This is a genomic window from Mycobacterium sp. 2-64 (genome assembly GCF_035918375.1).
GTDB classification, from domain to species: domain Bacteria; phylum Actinomycetota; class Actinomycetes; order Mycobacteriales; family Mycobacteriaceae; genus Mycobacterium; species Mycobacterium intracellulare.
This window is the reverse complement of the sequence record NZ_CP142361.1, coordinates 2207424-2226307: the sequence shown is the minus strand read 5'-3', so window position 1 is coordinate 2226307 and position 18884 is coordinate 2207424. Positions and strand designations below refer to the sequence as shown.

At 69.6% G+C, this 18884-nt stretch carries 13 protein-coding genes; 6 read left to right on the top strand and 7 right to left on the bottom strand.

The window, feature by feature from the left end; all coding sequences use genetic code 11:
* Positions 1 to 171: 171 nt before the first annotated feature.
* The 5 genes from QGN31_RS10610 to QGN31_RS10590 are packed head-to-tail and all read left to right on the top strand — an operon-like array spanning position 172 to position 8878.
* On the top strand, positions 172 to 2358 hold the full coding sequence (locus QGN31_RS10610) for an acyltransferase family protein (protein WP_201409262.1): 2187 nt from the start codon (positions 172 to 174) through the stop codon (positions 2356 to 2358).
* 59 nt (positions 2359 to 2417) lie between these two features.
* Complete coding sequence (gene glgX, locus QGN31_RS10605) at positions 2418 to 4628, top strand: glycogen debranching protein GlgX (RefSeq protein ID WP_014380376.1); 2211 nt, start codon at positions 2418 to 2420, stop codon at positions 4626 to 4628.
* Positions 4629 to 4631: 3 nt separating this feature from the next.
* Complete coding sequence (treY, locus tag QGN31_RS10600) at positions 4632 to 6941, top strand: malto-oligosyltrehalose synthase (RefSeq protein ID WP_009954059.1); 2310 nt, start codon at positions 4632 to 4634, stop codon at positions 6939 to 6941.
* Positions 6934 to 8676: a malto-oligosyltrehalose trehalohydrolase gene (gene treZ, locus QGN31_RS10595; protein ID WP_201409261.1), complete on the top strand. Its 1743-nt coding sequence runs from the start codon at positions 6934 to 6936 to the stop codon at positions 8674 to 8676. Before treY ends, treZ begins: the two co-directional genes overlap by 8 nt.
* Positions 8677 to 8713: 37 nt before the next feature.
* Positions 8714 to 8878, top strand: coding sequence for a hypothetical protein (locus tag QGN31_RS10590; protein ID WP_009954057.1), 165 nt, complete (start codon positions 8714 to 8716; stop codon positions 8876 to 8878).
* Between the two features lie 7 nt (positions 8879 to 8885).
* Here the strand turns inward: QGN31_RS10590 and QGN31_RS10585 are convergent, their stop codons facing one another.
* On the bottom strand, positions 8886 to 10214 hold the full coding sequence (locus QGN31_RS10585; protein WP_201409260.1) for an aminotransferase class I/II-fold pyridoxal phosphate-dependent enzyme: 1329 nt from the start codon (positions 10212 to 10214) through the stop codon (positions 8886 to 8888).
* A 28-nt stretch (positions 10215 to 10242) separates the two neighbouring features.
* Between QGN31_RS10585 and QGN31_RS10580 the strand changes: the two genes are divergently transcribed.
* Positions 10243 to 10926, top strand: a complete 684-nt coding sequence (locus QGN31_RS10580) for a pyridoxamine 5'-phosphate oxidase family protein (protein WP_095580225.1) — start codon at positions 10243 to 10245, stop codon at positions 10924 to 10926.
* 2 nt (positions 10927 to 10928) lie between these two features.
* Here QGN31_RS10580 and QGN31_RS10575 read toward each other — a convergent pair whose 3' ends face one another.
* The 6 genes from QGN31_RS10575 to fadD11 form a co-directional block, all read right to left on the bottom strand.
* Entirely contained in the window at positions 10929 to 11834 is a 906-nt protein-coding gene (locus QGN31_RS10575) for a phosphatase PAP2 family protein (protein ID WP_043955017.1), read from the bottom strand.
* A gap of 17 nt (positions 11835 to 11851) precedes the next feature.
* A complete protein-coding gene (gene ilvA / locus QGN31_RS10570; protein ID WP_008257839.1) occupies positions 11852 to 13135 on the bottom strand; it encodes a threonine ammonia-lyase in 1284 nt (427 codons plus the stop codon).
* A gap of 38 nt (positions 13136 to 13173) precedes the next feature.
* On the bottom strand, positions 13174 to 13611 hold the full coding sequence (locus QGN31_RS10565) for a nitroreductase family deazaflavin-dependent oxidoreductase (RefSeq protein WP_036459140.1): 438 nt from the start codon (positions 13609 to 13611) through the stop codon (positions 13174 to 13176).
* A 624-nt stretch (positions 13612 to 14235) separates the two neighbouring features.
* On the bottom strand, positions 14236 to 15021 hold the full coding sequence (locus tag QGN31_RS10560) for a DUF6065 family protein (RefSeq protein WP_201409259.1): 786 nt from the start codon (positions 15019 to 15021) through the stop codon (positions 14236 to 14238).
* A gap of 87 nt (positions 15022 to 15108) precedes the next feature.
* Positions 15109 to 17013, bottom strand: a complete 1905-nt coding sequence (locus tag QGN31_RS10555; protein WP_095580231.1) for a lysophospholipid acyltransferase — start codon at positions 17011 to 17013, stop codon at positions 15109 to 15111.
* Entirely contained in the window at positions 17010 to 18839 is a 1830-nt protein-coding gene (gene fadD11 / locus QGN31_RS10550) for a fatty acid--CoA ligase FadD11 (RefSeq protein ID WP_326544700.1), read from the bottom strand. The genes QGN31_RS10555 and fadD11 overlap by 4 nt, the downstream gene beginning before the upstream one ends.
* Positions 18840 to 18884 lie beyond the last annotated feature (45 nt).

Genomic DNA, 18884 nt, shown 5'->3' with positions numbered 1-18884 from the left:
GGCACCCGTGCAGCAGCTGCCCACCCAGCAGGCCCCGTTGCAGCCGGCGGGCGCCGGTCTCACCCGGTAATTCCCACGGGTCGTCCGCTGCCTTCCGACGCCCGCCACTCGCTCCCCCGCCGCGCGCGGTCGGGAACGGGTGGCGGGTTTTGGGTAAATTAGCGGTCGATCATGCAGACCCCGACACGTCCTTCCGCACCGATCGCCGCCGCCGATCCGGGGGACTCGGGGGCGCCCACCGCGGAATCCTGGGGGTCGCAGGGGTTCTATCGCGACGACCTCGACGGCTTGCGCGGCATTGCGATCGCGCTCGTCGCCGTGTTCCACATCTGGTTCGGCCGCGTCTCCGGCGGCGTCGACGTCTTCCTGGCGCTGTCCGGATTCTTCTTCGGCGGCAAGATCATTCGCGCCGCGTTGAACCCGGCGGTCACCCTGTCGCCGGTGGCCGAGGTGATCCGGCTCGTCCGTCGCCTCGTTCCGGCCCTCGTCGTCGTGCTGGCCGGGTGCGCGGTGCTCACCATCCTGGTTCAGCCGGAAACCCGCTGGGAGGCCTTCGCCGACCAGAGCCTCGCCAGCCTCGGTTACTACCAGAACTGGGAGTTGGCCAACACCGCCTCCGACTACCTGCGCGCCGGCGAGGCCGTCAGCCCCCTGCAGCACATCTGGTCGATGTCGGTGCAGGGCCAGTTCTACGTCAGCTTCCTCGTCGTGATCGCCGGCCTGGCGTACCTGTGCGGGCGTCGGCCGGGCGCCCGGCTGAAGACGGTGTTCCTGGTGGTGCTGAGCGCGCTGACGCTGGCCTCGTTCGTCTACGCGATCATCGCGCACCAGGACAACCAGACGGCCGCCTATTACGACAGCTTCGCGCGCGGCTGGGAGTTGCTGCTGGGGGCGCTGGTCGGGGCGCTGGTGACCCGCATCCGCTGGCCCATGTGGTTGCGCACGGCGCTGGCGACGGTCGCGCTGGGCACGGTGCTGTCGTGCGGGGCGCTCATCGACGGCGTGCGCGAGTTCCCCGGCCCGTGGGCCCTGGTCCCCGTCGGCGCCGCCATGCTGCTGATCCTCGTCGGAGCCGGCTCGACGGGCGAGCGCGGCGCCGAGGGCCGGCTGCCGCTGCCCAATCGGCTGCTGGCGACGCGTCCGCTGGTCGAGCTGGGCGCCATGGCGTATTCGCTCTACCTCTGGCATTGGCCGCTGCTCATCTTCTGGCTGTCCTATACCGGTCACAAGCACGCCACGTTCCTCGAAGGCGCGGTGCTGCTGGTGGTGTCGGGCGTGCTGGCGTACCTGACCAACCGGCTCGTCGAGGACCCCCTGCGCTACCGGGCCGCCTCGAAGCCGGCACCCCGTCCGGCCGCGCCGACCACCCGGTGGCTGGCCCGCCTCCGGCGACCGACGCTGGTGCTGGGATCGGCGGTCGTGCTGCTGGGCGTGACGCTGACGGCGACGTCGTTCACGTGGCGTCAACACGTCACGGTGGTGCGGTCGGCGGGCAAGGAGCTCAGCGTCCTCAACCCGCAGGACTATCCCGGCGCACGGGCCCTGACCGAACGCGTGCGCGTGCCGAAACTGCCGATGCGGCCCACGGTCTTGGAGGTGAAGCAGGACCTGCCAGCCTCGACCAAGGACGGGTGCATCAGCGACTTCGTCAACCCCGCGGTGGTCAACTGCACCTACGGCGATGCCGCCGCCGAGCGCACGATCGCGCTGGCGGGCGGGTCGCACGCCGAGCACTGGCTGCCCGCGCTGGACATCCTGGGCAAGCTGCACCACTTCAAGGTCGTGACGTATCTCAAGATGGGCTGCCCGCTGTCGACCGAGCAGGTCCCGCTGATCATGGGCAACAACGCCCCCTACCCGCAGTGCCGCGAGTGGGTGCAACAGACGATGACCAAACTGGTCACCGACCGCCCCGACTACGTCTTCACTACGACCACCCGGCCGTGGAACATCAAGTCCGGCGACGTGATGCCCGCCACCTACATCGGGATTTGGCAAACGTTGTCCGACAACAACATTCCCATCCTCGGAATGCGAGACACCCCGTGGCTGGTGAAGAACGGCCAGCCGTTCGACCCGGCGGACTGCCTGGCCAAACGGGGCGCGACCGCGCAGTCATGCGCGATCAAGCGGTCCGACCTGCTCTCCGACCGCAACCAGACCCTCGACTTCGTCAGCCAATTCCCGCAGCTCAAGGTGCTCGACATGTCCGACGCGATCTGCCGCGCCGACGTGTGCCGCCCGGTCGAGGGCAACATCCTGGTCTACCACGGCGCCCACCACCTTTCCCCCACCTACATGCGGACCATGGCGCCAGAACTGGGCCGCCAGATCGCCGAGAACACCGGCTGGTGGTGAACCGCCTCGCGGACCGCCGTACGTTCGTGAGGATCCCGCGCCGCGGATAAGGTCGATAGGTGTCCACCAACAATTCCGCTTCAGAACCAGGCGGTCACCAAGAACCCAAACTCGCCACCGTCTGGCCGGGAAACCCATATCCGCTCGGGGCGTCCTACGACGGCGCCGGGACCAACTTCTCCCTGTTCTCCGAAATCGCCGAAAAGGTCGAGCTGTGCCTGATCGACCACCGGGGCGGCGAGTCGCGGATTCCCCTGGAGGAGGTGGACGGATACGTCTGGCACGCCTATCTGCCCAACATCAACCCGGGCCAGCGCTACGGGTTTCGCGTCTACGGCCCCTTCGACCCGGCGGCGGGTCACCGGTGCGACCCCAGCAAGTTGTTGCTCGACCCGTACGGCAAGGCTTTTCACGGCGATTTCGCGTTCGGCCAGGCGCTGTTCTCCTACGACCTGAAGGCCTACCGGGAAAGGGACCCCGAGGGACCCAACGCCGACGGAGCCGACCCGGGAACTCCCCCCATGGTCGACTCGCTGGGCCACACCATGACCAGCGTGGTGAGCAACCCGTTCTTCGACTGGGGATCCGACCGAGCCCCGCTGACCCCGTACCACGAAACCGTCATCTACGAGGCGCATGTCAAGGGCATGACGCAGAACCACCCCAGCGTCCCGGAGGAGCTGCGGGGCACCTACGCCGGCCTGGCCCACCCGGCGATCATCGACCATCTCAAGTCGCTCAACGTCACCGCCATCGAACTGATGCCGGTGCACCAGTTCATGCACGACTCGCGACTGCTCGACCTGGGATTGCGAAACTACTGGGGCTACAACACGTTCGGGTTCTTCGCCCCGCACAACCAATACGCCGCCAACCGCAACTCCAGCGTCGCCGAGTTCAAGTCCATGGTGCGCAGCTTCCACGAGGCGGGCATCGAGGTGATCCTCGACGTGGTCTACAACCACACCGCCGAGGGCAATCACCTGGGGCCGACCATCAATTTCCGGGGCATCGACAACGCCGCGTACTACCGGCTCGTCGACGGCGACCTGCGGTTGTACAAGGACTACACCGGCACCGGTAACAGCCTCAACCCGCGCCACCCGCACGTACTGCAGCTGATCATGGACTCGCTGCGCTACTGGGTGACCGAGATGCACGTCGACGGATTCCGCTTCGACCTGGCCGCCACGCTGGCCCGCGAACTGCACGACGTCGACCGGTTGAGCGCGTTTTTCGATCTGGTGCAGCAGGATCCGATCGTCAGCCAGGTCAAACTGATCGCCGAGCCGTGGGACGTCGGCGAGGGCGGCTATCAAGTCGGAAACTTCCCGGGTTTGTGGACCGAGTGGAACGGGAAGTATCGCGATACTGTGCGCGATTACTGGCGGGGTGAGCCCGCAACCCTGGGTGAGTTCGCCTCCCGGCTGACCGGGTCGTCGGACCTGTACGAGGCGACCGGCCGGCGCCCCAGCGCCAGCATCAACTTCGTCACGGCGCACGACGGCTTCACGCTCAATGACCTGGTGTCCTACAACGAAAAGCACAACATGGCCAACGGCGAGGACAACCGGGACGGCGAAAGCCACAACCGCTCGTGGAACTGTGGCGTCGAGGGCCCCACCGACGACCCCGACATCACCGAGCTGCGCTACCGACAGATGCGCAACTTCTGGGCGACGCTGATGGTCAGCCAGGGCACGCCGATGATCGCCCACGGCGACGAGCTCGGGCGTACCCAGAACGGCAACAACAACGTTTACTGCCAGGACTCCGAATTGTCTTGGATGGATTGGTCTTTGGTCGACAAGAACTCCGACCTGCTGGCGTTCGCGCGCAAGGTGACCGCCCTTCGCAAGCAGCACCCGGTGTTTCGCCGGCGCCGGTTCTTCGAGGGCGAGCCGATCCGCAGCGGCGACGAGGTGCGTGACATCGCCTGGCTGAATCCGAGCAGCCGCGAGATGACGCACGAGGATTGGGGCGAGAGCTTTCACAAGTGCGTGGCCGTCTTCCTCAACGGTGACGCCATCACCGCGCCGAACGCCCGCGGGGAGCGGGTGGTCGACGACTCATTCCTGTTGTGCTTCAACGCCGGCGACGATCCGGTGGAGTTCTCGATGCCGCCCGACGACTATGCGCAGGAGTGGACGGTGGAACTGGACACCAACGAACCGACGGGCAGCAAAGAGGGTCCCGACCAGGTGGTGACCGCCGAGGAGAAGGTGTCGTTGCCCTCACGCTCGTTGCTCATCTTGCGTAAGACTCTGTGACGCATGGATTTACCCATCCTGTCCACCTATCGGCTGCAGCTGCGTGGTGAGTCGAGCGGGTCCGCGTTCACCTTCGCCGACGCGGAAGACCTGCTGGACTACCTGGACGACCTCGGGGTGACGCACCTGTACCTGTCCCCGATCATGACCGCGACCACCGGGTCGAGCCACGGCTACGACGTCACCGACCCCACGACGGTGTCCCCCGAGCTCGGCGGCCGTGACGGCCTGGCGCGGCTGTCGGCGGCGGCGCGGGCGCGTGGCCTGGGACTGGTCGTCGACATCGTGCCCAACCACGTCGGAATCGACCAGCCCCGGCAGAACCCCTGGTGGTGGGACGTCCTGCGGAACGGCCGTTCTTCGCCCTACGCAACGTTTTTCGACATCGACTGGGACCTCGACCAGGATGGCCGCATCGTGCTGCCGGTGCTGGGCTCCGACGAGGACGCCGCCGACCTGACCGTCGACGGGGACGTGCTGCGCCTGGGCGATCTGGCGCTGCCGATCGCGCCCGGCACCGCCGGCGGCACCGGTCCCGAGGTGCACGATCGCCAGCACTACCGCCTGGTGGGCTGGCGCAACGGCGTGTGCGGCTACCGCCGGTTCTTCTCGATCACCTCGCTGGCGGGGCTGCGCCAGGAAGACCGCGCGGTCTTCGACGCCACGCACGCCGAAGTCGGGCGGTGGTTCGCCGAGGGGCTCGTCGACGGTGTGCGCATCGATCACCCCGACGGCCTGTCCGATCCGTGCGGCTACCTGGCGTGGTTACGCGAATTGGTCGGCCCCTCGGCCTGGATCGTGATCGAGAAGATCCTGGCGGTCGACGAGGCGCTCGAGCCCACCCTGCCGGTCGGCGGCACCACCGGTTACGACGTGCTGCGTGAGGTCGGCGGCCTCTTCGTGGATCCGCAGGGCGCCCCGGCGCTGACCGCGCTGGTGGAGTCCTCCGGCGTGGACTACCGGGCGTTGCCGGACATGCTGGCCGACCTCAAGATCCGTTCGGCCACCGACACGTTGGGCAGCGAGCTGTCCCGGCTGCGCCGCAGCATCGCTGCCGCCGCCGGCGCCGACCACCCGCAGCTGCCCGCGGCGGTGGCGGCGTTGCTCACCCACCTCGGCGTCTACCGCAGCGACTACCCCGGCCTGGTCGCGCTGTTGCCCACCGCACTGGCCGAAACCGAGGCGGCCGCACCGGAATTGGGCCCGGCGCTGCAGGTGCTGGCCGCGGCGCTGGCCCGCGGCGGCGAGCCGGCCACCCGGCTACAGCAGCTGTGCGGGGCCGTCACCGCAAAGTCTGTCGAGGACTGCCTGTTCTATCGCGACGCCCGGTTGGTATCGCTGAACGAGGTGGGCGGCGAGCCGCACCGCTTCGGGGTCGGCGCGGCCGAGTTCCATCACAGCGCCGCCAGCCGCGCCCGGATGTGGCCGCAGGCCATGACGACGCTGACCACCCACGACACCAAACGCGGAGAGGACGTGCGCGCCCGGATCGGGGTGCTGTCGCAGGTGCCGTCGCTGTGGGCCGAGTTCGTCGCCCGCTGGGAGACCCGCGCCCCCTCCCCCGACCCGGCGACCGGACAGTTCCTGTGGCAGAACATCTTCGGCGTGTGGCCGGTCAGCGGGCAGGTCACCCGCGAGCTGCGCGAGCGGCTGCACGGCTACGCGGAGAAGGCCATCCGGGAAGCGGCCTGGCACACCTCGTGGAACGACCCCGACACCGACTTCGAGGACGCGATCCACCGCTGGCTGGACACGGTGCTCGACGGCCCGGTGGCCGGGCAACTGACCGAGCTTGTCGCGCAACTCAATCCGCACGCCGCCAGTGACGCGCTGGGTCAGAAGCTGCTGGCGCTGACCGTGCCGGGGATTCCGGACGTCTATCAGGGCACCGAGCTGTGGGACGACAGCCTGGTCGATCCGGACAATCGCCGGCCGGTCGACTACGCGGCCCGGCGCGCCGCCCTGCACGAGTTGCAGCACCCGAAGATCCGGGTCGTCACCACCGCGCTGCGCGTGCGCCGCGCCCACCCGGACAGCTTCTTGCGGGGCGACTACGTCCCGGTGCTGGCCGACGGCGACGCCGCCGACCACGTGGTGGCCTTCCGCCGGGGCTCAAATGGCGGAGACATCGTGGTCGCGGTGACCCGCTGGACGGTGCGGCTGGCCGAAAGCGGCTGGGGCAACACCGTTTTGCCGCTGCCCGACGGCACCTGGAAAGACGCGCTCACCGGGGCGGTCGCGGACGGACCGACCTCGGCGGCCCAGTTGTTCGCCGACCTGCCGGTCGTGCTGCTGGAGCGGCACCATGACTGACTTCCGGGTGTGGGCGCCCAAACCCGAACGGGTCCGGCTCGACGTCGAGGGCCAGGTGCACCCCATGACGCGCTCGCGGGACGGCTGGTGGCATGCGAGCGTGGACACCGCGCCGGACGCCCGCTACGGGTACCTGCTCGACGACGACCCCACCGTGCTGCCCGACCCGCGCTCCGCGCGCCAGCCCGAGGGCGTGCACGCCCGCTCCCAGCTGTGGGACCCGGCCGGCGCGACGTGGACCGACACCGGGTGGGCCGGCCGGTCGGTCGAAGGCGCGGTGATCTACGAGCTGCACCTGGGGACGTTCACCGGTGCCGGGACCCTCGACGCCGCCATCGACAAGCTGGACTATCTGGTGGATCTCGGCGTGGACTTCGTCGAGCTGATGCCGGTGAATTCCTTTGCCGGCAGCCACGGTTGGGGATACGACGGGGTGTTGTGGTACAGCGTGCACGAGCCCTATGGCGGCCCCGACGCGCTGGTGCGCTTCGTCGACGCCTGCCACGCGAAGGGGCTGGGCGTGCTGATCGACGCGGTGTTCAACCACCTGGGCCCGTCGGGCAACTACCTGCCGCGGTTCGGCCCCTACCTGTCCTCGGCGAGCAACCCGTGGGGCGAGGGCATCAACATCGCCGACGCCGACTCCGACGAGGTCCGCCGCTACATCATCGGCTGCGCGTTGCGCTGGATGCGCGATTTTCATGCCGACGGTCTGCGGCTGGACGCCGTCCACGCACTGGTGGACACCACCGCCATCCATATCCTCGAAGAACTTGCCACCGAAACCGACTGGCTGGCACAGCAGTTGGGGCGCCCGTTGTCGCTGATCGCCGAGAGCGACCTGAACGACCCGCGGCTGATCACCCCGCGCGATCGCGGCGGCTACGGTCTGACCGCGCAATGGGCCGACGACGTTCATCACGCCATCCACACCGCGGTGTCCGGCGAGCGCCAGGGCTACTACGGCGACTTCGGCAGCCTGGCCACCCTGGCGCACACGTTGCGCCAGGGCTTCTTTCACGCCGCGACCTATTCGTCGTTCCGGCGTCGCCGCCACGGCCGCCCGCTGGACACCGGAGCCATTCCGGCGACCCGCCTGGTCGCCTACACCTGCACCCACGATCAGGTCGGCAACCGCGCCCTGGGGGATCGCCCCTCACAGAACCTGACCGGCGGCCAGCTGGCCATCAAGGCGGCTCTGGCGCTCGGATCCCACTACACCGCAATGCTTTTCATGGGTGAGGAATACGCGGCGGCCACGCCGTTCCAGTTCTTCAGCTCCCATCCCGAACCGGAGCTGGCCAGGGCAACCGCCGAGGGACGCAAGGCCGAGTTCGCCGAGCACGGCTGGGACGCCGACGAGATCCCCGACCCGCAGGACCCCGAGACGTTCGCGCGCTCCAAGCTGAACTGGGACGAGGTCGACACCGGCGAACACGCCCGCCTGCGCCGGCTGTATCGCGACCTGATCGCGTTGCGGCGCACCGACCCCGACCTCGCCGATCCCTGGCTCGAGCACCTCGCGGTCGACTACGACGAGGACCAGGGCTGGATCGCCGTGTCGCGCGGGCGGCTGCGCATCGTGTGCAACCTGGGCGCCGAGCCCGTGCGGGTGCCGGTCGGCGGCGAGGTCGTGCTGGCCTGGGAGGAGCCGGCCGTCGACGCCGACGGCGCTGTGCTGCAAGGCCATTCGTTCGCCATCCTCGCCGCACCCGCGCGGGCTGTGGATAACTGAGTGGCGGCCGCGGGGCGTCGACCCCGATGATGCGGCCATGAATCATTCTGAATTCGGTCACAAACTGCGGCGGATCTGCTCGCACAATCCGACCCGCCGCGGCCTGAACACCCGGCGCACCGTGCGCCGCGACGCGCCACCCAACCCCACCATCGAGCTGTTATGGACCGGCCCCGGCCCGGGTGACGACGAGACCGCCTGACCTGCGGCTACACGATGGGCCGGCCGTCGGGGCGCACCGCCTGGGCGACCGCGTCGGCGAGTGGATCGATCTCGGCGGGCGCCAGGTCCGAGATCGTCAGCCGGATCCCCGCCGGAGTCCGCATGCGGAATCGGGCGCCCGGCGCCGCCGCCCAGCCCGCGCCGAGCAGCCGTGAGATCGCGACCGCCTCGTCGGGAACCGGCACCCACACGTTGAGCCCGGACCGTCCGTGCGCGTCGAGACCGCGGCCGGCCAGGGCGTCGCACAGCCGCGACCGGCGGTCGGCGTAGTGCCGCTCGGCGTCGGCGACCAGCTCGGCTGCCGCGCTGTCGGACCACAGGCCGACGGCCAGCCGTTGCAACAGGTGGCTGACCCAGCCCGGCCCGAGCCGCAGGCGGCCATGCACGCGCTCGACGGTCCGGTGGTCACCGGCCAGCACGGCCACGCGCAGGTCCGGGCCGTAGGCCTTGGACGCCGAGCGGACGAACGCCCAGTGGGCGGTGCAGCCGGCCAGGGTGCGCAGCGGTACGCCGGCGATGCCCGCGCAGTGATCGTCCTCGACCACCAGCAGGTCCTCGGCGCGGTGGGCCAACACCTCACGCAGGCCCTCGGCGCGTTGCGCCGATAGCGCGGCGCCCGTCGGGTTCTGCGCGCGGTTGGTCAGGACCAGCGCGCGTACCCCGCGCCCGAGGGCCCGGGCCAGGTCGGCGGTCAACGGCCCGTCGTCGTCCACGCGCACCGGCTCGGCCGAAAGCCCCAGGGCGGCAAGAAGATCGAGCAGGTTCGCCCACCCCGGATCCTCGATGGCGACCCGATCGCCGGGGCGCAGATGCGCGGTGAGCGCGCGCTCGATGCCGTCCAGCGCGCCGCTGGTCACCGCCAGGTGTTCGGCGGGCACCCCGTCTGCGATCAGCGCGTGGCGGGCGAACTCCTCCAGCGCCGGCGAGATCGCCGGCCCACCGTAGAGCACGGGCGCGGCGGGCGCCGGTGCGGGCGGGGCGGTGCCCGCGATGGGCAGCAGGCGCGGGTTCGGGTTGCCGGTCGACAGGTCGCGCACGCCCGCGGGCACGTCGAGCCCGAGCAGCGAACGCGGGCTGGTCGCCGGCCGGTGCCGCACCCGGGTGCCCCGGCGGCCGGCGGTTTCGACGGCGCCGCGATCGCGCAGCAGGCGGTAGGCCGCGGCGGCGGTGTTGGCGTTCACGCCGAGCTGCGTGGCCAGCTCGCGGACGGGCGGCAGCGCGTCGCCGGGGGTCAGGGAGCCGGCCGAGATCGCCGCTTCGATGCTCGCGGCTATGGAATCCGCGCCGGTTCCGGTTATGCTGTTTTGTACTGGCACGCATTACATTATGTACTAGGACAAATCAATGGGCAATTCCGCGGACACCGCATACCCGCCGACCTCACGCACCACCCCGACCCGCTACCGGGAACGCGCCCGCTACGACCGTCGCACCGTCCACGACATCCTCGACGAGGCGCTGGTCTGCCATCTGGGATACCTGAGCGCCGGCCGCCCGGTGGTCCTGCCGACCACGCACGCCCGGCTGGACGAGACGCTCTATTTGCACGGTTCGACCGGCAGCGGCCCGCTCCTGGCGGCGCGGGCGGCCCAGGCAGCGGGTTCGGGCCTGCCGGTGTGCGTCACCGTCACCCTGGTCGACGGGCTGGTGCTGGCGCGCTCGGCGATGCACCACTCGGTGAACTTCCGCTCGGTGGTCGCGGTGGGTGAGGCGCGCGTGGTCGACGACCCGGCGGAGAAGTCGCGGGCGCTGGGCTGCCTGCTCGACCACATCGCGCCCGGGCGCGCCGCCGACTGCCGGGCCCCCGACGCCCGCGAGCTCGCCGCGACCGGGGTGCTCGCGCTCGACCTCGCCGAGGTGTCGGCCAAGGTGCGCGGCGGTCCCCCGGCCGACGACCCGCAGGACCTCCCGCTGCCCCACTGGGCCGGCGTGGTGCCGCTGACCCTGACGGCCGGGACGCCGGTGCCGGCCGCCGACCTCGATCCCGCCATTCCCGCGCCGCCATACCTCGGCCGGCGCCGAGGCTGAGCTCACGCCCCCGGTTGCCGGTCGCGGGCCCGTCGGGTGTTGTCCCACCAGGTGCCGACGACCATGACCGCGCCCGCCCAGGCCATGCCCAGCAGCCAGCCCGCGAGCACGTCGCTGAGGTAATGGACGCCCAGGTAGACGCGCGAGAATCCGATCAGGAACCCCGCGCCGATCGTGACGGCCCACACCGTCACGCGCCCGGTCCACCCCCGGATCAGCCAGCGGGTCAATATCCACGCGGAGATGACCATGATCGCCGCCGTGCCGGTGGCGTGTCCGGAGGGAAACGAGTACCCGTCCGCGTCGACGAGGGCGAACGGCAGGGCCGGGCGATTCCGCCCCACCAAGGCCTTGGCGGTGAAGAGCATCAACGGGACCCCGGCGCCGCACGCCAGGGCGAGCACCACCGGGCGCCACGACCCGCACCGCCAACCGGCCACCATGGCAATCGGCAGGGCGAACGCGGCCAGGAACAGGGGGCCGCCCGCGACGGTGATCGTCCGCAGGACGGTGGTCAGCCACAGGTCACGATGGGTCGCAAGCCACCGGGTCACCGGGTGGTCGATCACGGCGATGCCGTCGCCCTCCAGCACGTCGTCGAGCACTTCGGTGAAGCCGACCGCCAGCGTCACGACCACGGCCAGCCCGAGCAGCAGCGCCACGGCGGCGACCTCGCTGATCGGCAGCCGGCCGGCCAGCGCCCGCCAGCGGTCGCTGATCCGCTCGCGCGCCCACGCCAGGGTCTCGCCGATCACGGCGACGCCCGACACCCTCTCCCGCAGGCCCCGCAGCAGGCGCCCGCGCCGGGCGACCCAGATGGCCGCCCACGCGAGCAGCACGAGCAAGGCGATGGTGGCGGCGCTGACCACCCCGAATCCGGGGGTCCCGGGTCCATACGGCTCGTGCATGTAACGCGGCCCGACGGCTAGAGCAGCAGGTAGCGGTAGGCGGGCGACCCGGGTTTCAGGGTTTCGACGTGCAGCTCCGTCGCGCGCATCCTCGACAGCAGGCCGTCCAGGTCGGCCGAGGATCCCAACTGGATGCCCACGAGCGCCTCGCCGGTCTCCCGGTTGTTGCGCTTGACGTACTCGAAGAGCGTGATGTCGTCGTTGGGTCCGAGTACCTCGTCGAGGAACCGGCGCAGGGCGCCGGGCTCCTGCGGGAAGTCGACCAGGAAGTAGTGCTTAAGGCCGAGGTGGACCAGCGAACGCTCCAGCACTTCGCCGTAGCGCGAGACGTCGTTGTTGCCTCCGGAAATCAGGCACACCACCGTCGAGCCGGGCTCGATATCGGCATCCAGCAATCCCGTCACCGACAGGGCGCCCGCGGGTTCGGCGATGATGCCCTCGTTCTGGTAGAGGTCGAGCATCGTGGTGCACACCGCTCCCTCGTCGACCGCGGTGATCGACACCATGTCGCCGGCGGCCGCCAGCGCGGCGTAGGTCAGGTCGCCGGCGCGGCGCACCGCGGCGCCGTCGACGAACTGGTCGACGTGATCCAGGGTCACCGGCTCGCCGGCGGACAGGGCGGCCATCATCGCCGCGGCGCCGGCCGGTTCGACGCCGAGGACCGACGTGTTCTCGGTCCGCTCGGCGAGGTAGCTGGTGATGCCGGCGATGCAGCCGCCGCCGCCCACCGGGACCACCACCAGGTCCGGCTCGGTCTCGAGTTGGTCGAGCAGTTCGACGGCGATGGTGCCCTGGCCCGCCATGGTGCGGGGGTCGTCGTAGGGCGGGACCAGGGTGGCGCCGGTGCTTTCCACGTCGGCCAGCGCGGCCTCGGCGGCAAGGTCGTAGGTCGTTCCACCGACGATCAGCTCGATGAAGTCCCCGCCGTGGTAGCGGATGCGGTCACGCTTTTGCATGGGCGTCTTGGCGGGCACGTAGACGCGGCCGTGCACCTGCAACATCCGGCACGCGTAGGCGAAGCCCTGGGCGTGGTTGCCCGCCGACGAACACACCACGCCCGCGGCCAGCTCCGTCTCGGAGAGCTGAACCAGCAGGTTGTAGGCGCCCCGCAGTTTGTAGGAGCGCACGATCTGCAGGTCCTCGCGCTTGAGGTAGACCCGCGCGCCGGTGATGGCCGACAACCGGTCGCTGAACTGCAACGGGGTCGGCGTCACGACGGCCGCGATCCGCTTGGCCGCGGTGTCGATGTCCGCCGCGGTCAGCGGCGCGACGCTCGGAGGGCGGCTCAATTCAGCGGACACTGATTAATGGTGCCATGCCAGCTGGCCAACTCCGGAATTCAGCCGACCGGGGTCAGCACGAACACCGGGATCTGGCGGTCAGTCTTGGTCTGATACTCGGCGTACTCCGGCCAGGCCTCGACGGCCCGCTCCCACCAGACGGCCTTCTCGTCACCGAACACCTCGCGGGCGTCGTAGTCGCGGGTGACGGAGCCGTCCTGCAACTCCACCCGGGGGTTCTTCTTGATGTTGTGGTACCAGACCGGGTTTTTCGGCGCTCCGCCGAGCGAGGCGACGACGGCGTACTGGCCGTCGTGCTCGACCCGCATCAGCGGGGTCTTGCGGAGTTTGCCGGTCTTGGCGCCGACCGTGGTCAGCAGGATGATCGGCTTGCCCTTCATGTCGGCAGCCTCGGCGCCCCCCGACGCGGCGTACTTGTCGGCTTGCTCGCGAGACCAGTCCCAGGGCGACGGCTCGTACTCTCCAGAAAGCGGCATGCCACCAACTTTAAGCGCGGCGCCCGGTCTGCGGTGACTGAGTTCGCCACAGGGGCCGCACCGGCCCCACGGGTCACGGCTCGACGGACATAGTGCTAATGCCCACCTCCGAGCGACAACGGCCGGTTCTCATTGTTCGTGGCACATGGCGATCTCTACCTTGCTCCCCCTCGTGGCGCTGCGGCCGTCACGCGACGCGGTCAAGCACACCAAGACGCAAACCATCGAGGCTGTGAACCGCGGCGCGCCCAGCCACACTCAAAACATGGGCTTCGCGCTCGAGGTCCCAGATCTATGACCGCCCAGCCTGATTCGCCAAATACGATCAGCGGCCGCCCGACGGCTGCGCTGCCGAAGGCCAGCCACGCGGTTGGCTTATCCGTGCGGCGAGCGGTTTCACCCCTCAGTGGCCGCGGGTGACTAGCAGATGACGGCCGGGCCGCCGGTGAGGGGGCAGTAGGGAGGTACGCAGCTCACCGAGGTAGTTGAGACCGCGAACGCGAGCAACAGCGCAAACAAGACCCTCGTAACCTTGTTCATAACTAGAAAGTGTAGGTCCGGCCAGGACCCCCAGGTTGGTTACGGCTCGTCCACACCGCTGTCGCTGGGAGGCGGGCAATCGCGCTAGTCCCGGTGCTCGGGTTCGTGCGCGGCGAAGGGACGCAGGCGGCGCTTCGTCTGGTGGTCGTCGGCCCCGGACTCGCCGTCGGCGTGGCGGCCCCGGGTGTAGTCGCCCTGCCACGGCACCCGCTCGCCGGGGGCGCCGTCGGCCGTCTCCTGCTCGCGTCCCAGCGCGCCGCGTGAGCCCAGGAAGAACTCGTGCTTGCGATGCAGTTCCTCGTCGGACTCGATGGGCCGAAGTTCGGGGGCGAACTCCTCCAGTTCGGCGCGGCGCTGCGGGACGATCATGCAGATCGGCTCGTCGACCTCGAAGCGCACCGGCATGAACTCGCGGGTGAATTTCCAGTTCATGCTGAAACTCGAACTGGACCAATCGGTTTCGACGACGCCTTCCAACGCGGAGATGGCGTCCTTGGGATGGTTCGCCGGACCCCGCACCAACAGGTTGTAGCCCGGCGGGGTGCGAAACAGCATCGGCAGATGCCAGGTCAAGATGCCGTAGCCGAAGTGGCTGGAGGGCAGGAACTGGCCGCCCTCGCGGGTGTCGGGCGCGATCATCAGGCTGGTGCGGTCGTCCCCGCCCATCCACGTCGCCGTGAATGCGTTGCGGTTGCGCACCTCCCAGCCGCTCTGATTGGCGATCAGCATCGGCAGGCACCGGTGGGGCCAGCCCTGACGCATCTCCGACATCCACGTCCGCCCGATCGGCGCGGGGGTGATCTGCGGCGCGATCTCATGGGTGATGTACCCGATCAGCGGGCGGGCCTGCCCGGTCGACTCGTCACTCATCAGATCCTCGCTTCACCGATAGGGCCAACGCACTATCGCGACCAAACGTTAATGGTCCGTGAACCCGCGCGCCCGGTGGACGAGTGATCAGCAGGTCCTGGCCAGCTCCGCGATGGCGTTGACGCGCCGGACCGCGGTGGCGATCTCGTCGGCGAACTCACGCCGGCGTCGTGCGATGTCCGGCCCGTCGACGCCGTCGACCAACTCGCGATGCCGGGCCAGTCGCAGCGCCGTCTTGAACAACTCCATCGACCGCGACTCGGCGCTGGCGATCCTGCGCTGCAACTCCCATTGCTTGCCCACCTCGAGGCACTCGGCGAGAAACGCGTCCTCGTCGAACGATTCGTCGTCGTAGGCGGCGAGCCGGTCGGCCACGATGTGGTAGGCGTCGAGGAACGGGCGCAGCACGAGGTGCGCCAGCAGCACGTCGGCCTTCTCCAGCAGGCCGCGTACGTCGGCCGCGTGGGCGGCCTTGCGGGTGTCGTCCACCCGTCCGATCAGGCGCACCTCGTCGGTGAGCTCCTTCTCGAACTGCGCGCGCGCCGAGAACAGGAACTCGAACTTCAGCAACTCGCGCAGGCGCAGCGCCTCATCGCGCACGGCCGTCGGCTGGACCAGGCCCTCGACCGAGGCCTCGGCGTCTTCGACGGCGGCCAGCAGCGCCGTCTCGGCGATCGCGCGGTCGACCACGATGTGAATGGCGGCGTTGCGGTAGAACGCGGCGACCAGGTGCTGCTCCGCCCCGATGCCCCAGACCGGTTCGGTGCCGGCGTCATACACGCTCACGACGCCGGAGGCGACCAGCTGGTGCAGGGTCCAGCGGATGGTGGAGCGATTCGTCAGGTCGGCGGCGCCGGCCACCGTCCAGTTGCGCGCCGCGATGTAGCTCGCCAGCGGCCGCACGGTGGCCAGCACCTCGCTGATCGACAGCGAGCGGTCGGCGCCCAGCAGCGCGAGGCTCACCACCGCGGTCGGGGTGACGGGGGTGGCGCGGTTGATCCGGTGCTCGACGTCCAGCGCGATGCGTTCGATCTCGGTGCTGGCGCCGGACTCTGATGTTTTTTGCAAGGCGCGCAGCTCCTCGAGGCGCTTGCGCAGCGGCAGCGGTTCACCGAAGTCGAGGTAGGCGCGGCCCAGCCGCTCACCCTGCTGGCGCGCCAGCCGGATCAGGAAGCGGAAGTCTTCCGGCCGCTTCGTCGCGCCGTAGGCCTCGGTGGTCATGGCCTCCACCTCGTGCAGCTGGTCGTACACGATCGAGGTCGGCACCAAATACACTTCGGGGCCGTCGATTTCGTCGACCGCGTCGGCGATGTACCGCAAGATCCCGAACACCGGGGGCCGCAGTTTGCCCGTCCTGGTTCGGCCGCCTTCGATGGACCACGTCATGTTGGCGTGGTCTTGCACCAGCTGCGCGGCGTACGCCCGCAAGACGAAGCGGTAGACGGGAAGGTCTTTCGTCTGACGCCGGATGAAGATCGTCCCGGTTCGCTTGGCCCAGGCGCCCATCGGGAAGAAGTTCAGGTTGGCGCCGCCGAACGTGAGCGCCGGCGAGAGCCGGTTGGCCTGGATCACCTCGGGCAGCAGCAGCCCGTCCAGATACGAGCGATGCGAAAAGGCAAACGCCAGAGTGGCTTTGCGATCCAGCCTGCGCAGCTGGGCGATCTGGTCCTCGTCGACCAGCACGTCGTAGGCCCGCATCAGCCAGCAACTGAAGCTGCGCCAGGCCCGCACCGCTCGCTCGTCCAGCGAGGGCGCCATCTCCCGCAGGTAGGACGCGGCCTCGGCGCGCACGGCGGAAGGGTCGCGGCCGAGGTCGTCGGCCAGCTTGCTCAGCCGCTCGTCATACCATGGCGCGCGCAGCAATCGGGCGACCTCGGCCGGGTCGGTCGCCAGGGGCGTCGTCGACTCCTCGATGAGGCCGGTGCGCTGCAACAGCTTTCGCGCTCCGACGCGACCGAGCTCACGGGCGGTGCCCGCCGGCCCGCCGATCATGCCGGCTGCACCGTTGCGGCGCCGGAGGGCTCGTGCACCTCGGGCGGCGGGTCCAGCGCGTAGAGCTCTTCGATCTCCTCGGCGTACTTGGCCATGATCGGCTTGCGCTTGAGTTTCATCGTCAGCGTGATCTCGTCGCCGCCGGGCTCCCACAGCGTCGGCAGGATGCGGAACCGTTTGATTTGTTCCACCCGCGAGAGTTTCGCGTTGCCGGCGGTCACCCCGGCGGCGATCTGGCCGACGACCTCCGGGTCGGCCGCCAGCGCGGCGGGCGACGCGTCGGACAGCCCGCGTTGGGCGGCATAGGGGCCGACCGAGTCGGCGTCGAAAACCATGAGCGCGGTGTTGTAGGGCCGTCCGTCGCCGATGGTGATCATCACCCCGACCATCGGGCACGCGGCCAGGATGGAGTTCTCAATGTTGGCCGGCGACATGTTCTTTCCGGCCGCATTGATGATCAGCTCCTTCTTCCGGTCCACCACCCGCAGGTAGCCCTGCGCGTCGGCCTCGAGGATGTCGCCGGTGTGCAGCCACCCGTCGGCGTCGATCGCCTCGGCCGTCTTCTCCGGCTCCTTGCGGTAGCCCTTCATCACCAGCGGGCCGCGCACCAGAAACTCGCCGTCGTCGGCGATCTTGCCCTCGAGCCCGGGGAGCAGCTTGCCGACGGAGCCGAGCCGCGCCTCGCGGGGGTGGCTGACGGTGGCGACGCAGCTCAGCTCCGACATCCCCCAGACCTCGGCGATCGGAATGCCGATGCCGGCGAAGAAGGCCAGCGTCTCCTTGGGGATGGGCGCCGCCCCGGAGACCGCCCAACGCAGGTCGCCGAAGCCGAGGCGCTCGCGCAGCTTCGACAGCACCAGCTCGTCGGCCGTGGCCCATTCGGCGGCCAGGTCATCCGGCATCGGCTCTGAGGCCACCAGTGCGGCGGCGCGCTTGGCGGCCACCGACATCGCCCACTGCAACGCCTGCCGGGTGGCCTCGTCCGCCTCGTTGGCGATCGCGAATTCGATTCCCGCCTTGAGCTTTTCCCAGACCCGGGGCACCGCTCCCCACACGGTGGGCCGCGCGTCGGGCAGCGCGGCGGCGATGGCGCGTGGGTCGGAGACCACCGTCACCTGGGCGCCGAACACCTCCAGGCTGTACAGGCCCATCACCCGGTCCGCGATGTGCGCCGTGGGCAGAAACGACGTGACGCGGTCGGCGTACCGGCTGGGCAGCACGGCGTCGAAGGCATACATCTCGAAAAGCAGGTTGGCGTGGGTCATCTCCACGCCCTTGGGGTTTCCGGTGGTCCCGGAAGTGTAGATGAGCGTGGCGACGTCGCCGGGTTGCACTGCCCGCCAGGTGGATTCGAAGTCGAAATCCTCCTGCGCGGCGGCATACAGGTCATCCACGGAGAGGGTGCCGGGCGGCGGCGAGCCGTCGATGCAGACGATGTGCTCGATGGGTGCGCCGCTGGCGCGGATGCGGTCCACGTACTGCGCCTCGCAGATGGCGACCTTGGTGCCGGCGTTGTCGAACAGATACGTCAGCTGCTCGGCCGGCAGCGTGCTGTACACGGAAAACGATGTGGCGCCGAGGTGTTGGGCGCCGATTTCGAAGGGGTAGAACTCGATCCGGTTGGCCATCATCAGCGACACCGTGTCGCACCGCCGTACCCCCAGGCCCGCCAGCCCGGCGGCGACCTTGCGCACCTGGGTCGCGAGCTCTCGCCACGTCAACGTCTGGGTGTCGCCGGGCGTGCGGAGCGCGACGGCATTCGGGTCGATCGCGGCGGTGCGCTGGAACGCCTCGCACAGGGTGGCCGGATGCGCGGCAGTCGTCATTTCCGTAGCGTACGTCGGTGGTCAGCGAGCACGGAATACATTGAT

Bases quoted from the DNA above. Each gene is read 5' to 3' on its own strand.
- QGN31_RS10610 (WP_201409262.1), top strand. From the start codon at position 172: ATGCAGACCCCGACACGTCCTTCCGCACCGATCGCCGCCGCCGATCCG.
- treY (WP_009954059.1), top strand. From the start codon at position 4,632: ATGGATTTACCCATCCTGTCCACCTATCGGCTGCAGCTGCGTGGTGAG.
- treZ (WP_201409261.1), top strand. From the start codon at position 6,934: ATGACTGACTTCCGGGTGTGGGCGCCCAAACCCGAACGGGTCCGGCTC.
- QGN31_RS10590 (WP_009954057.1), top strand. From the start codon at position 8,714: ATGAATCATTCTGAATTCGGTCACAAACTGCGGCGGATCTGCTCGCAC.
- QGN31_RS10580 (WP_095580225.1), top strand. From the start codon at position 10,243: ATGGGCAATTCCGCGGACACCGCATACCCGCCGACCTCACGCACCACC.
- QGN31_RS10575 (WP_043955017.1), bottom strand. From the start codon at position 11,834: ATGCACGAGCCGTATGGACCCGGGACCCCCGGATTCGGGGTGGTCAGC.
- QGN31_RS10565 (WP_036459140.1), bottom strand. From the start codon at position 13,611: ATGCCGCTTTCTGGAGAGTACGAGCCGTCGCCCTGGGACTGGTCTCGC.
- QGN31_RS10560 (WP_201409259.1), bottom strand. From the start codon at position 15,021: ATGAGTGACGAGTCGACCGGGCAGGCCCGCCCGCTGATCGGGTACATC.
- QGN31_RS10555 (WP_095580231.1), bottom strand. From the start codon at position 17,013: ATGATCGGCGGGCCGGCGGGCACCGCCCGTGAGCTCGGTCGCGTCGGA.
- fadD11 (WP_326544700.1), bottom strand. From the start codon at position 18,839: ATGACGACTGCCGCGCATCCGGCCACCCTGTGCGAGGCGTTCCAGCGC.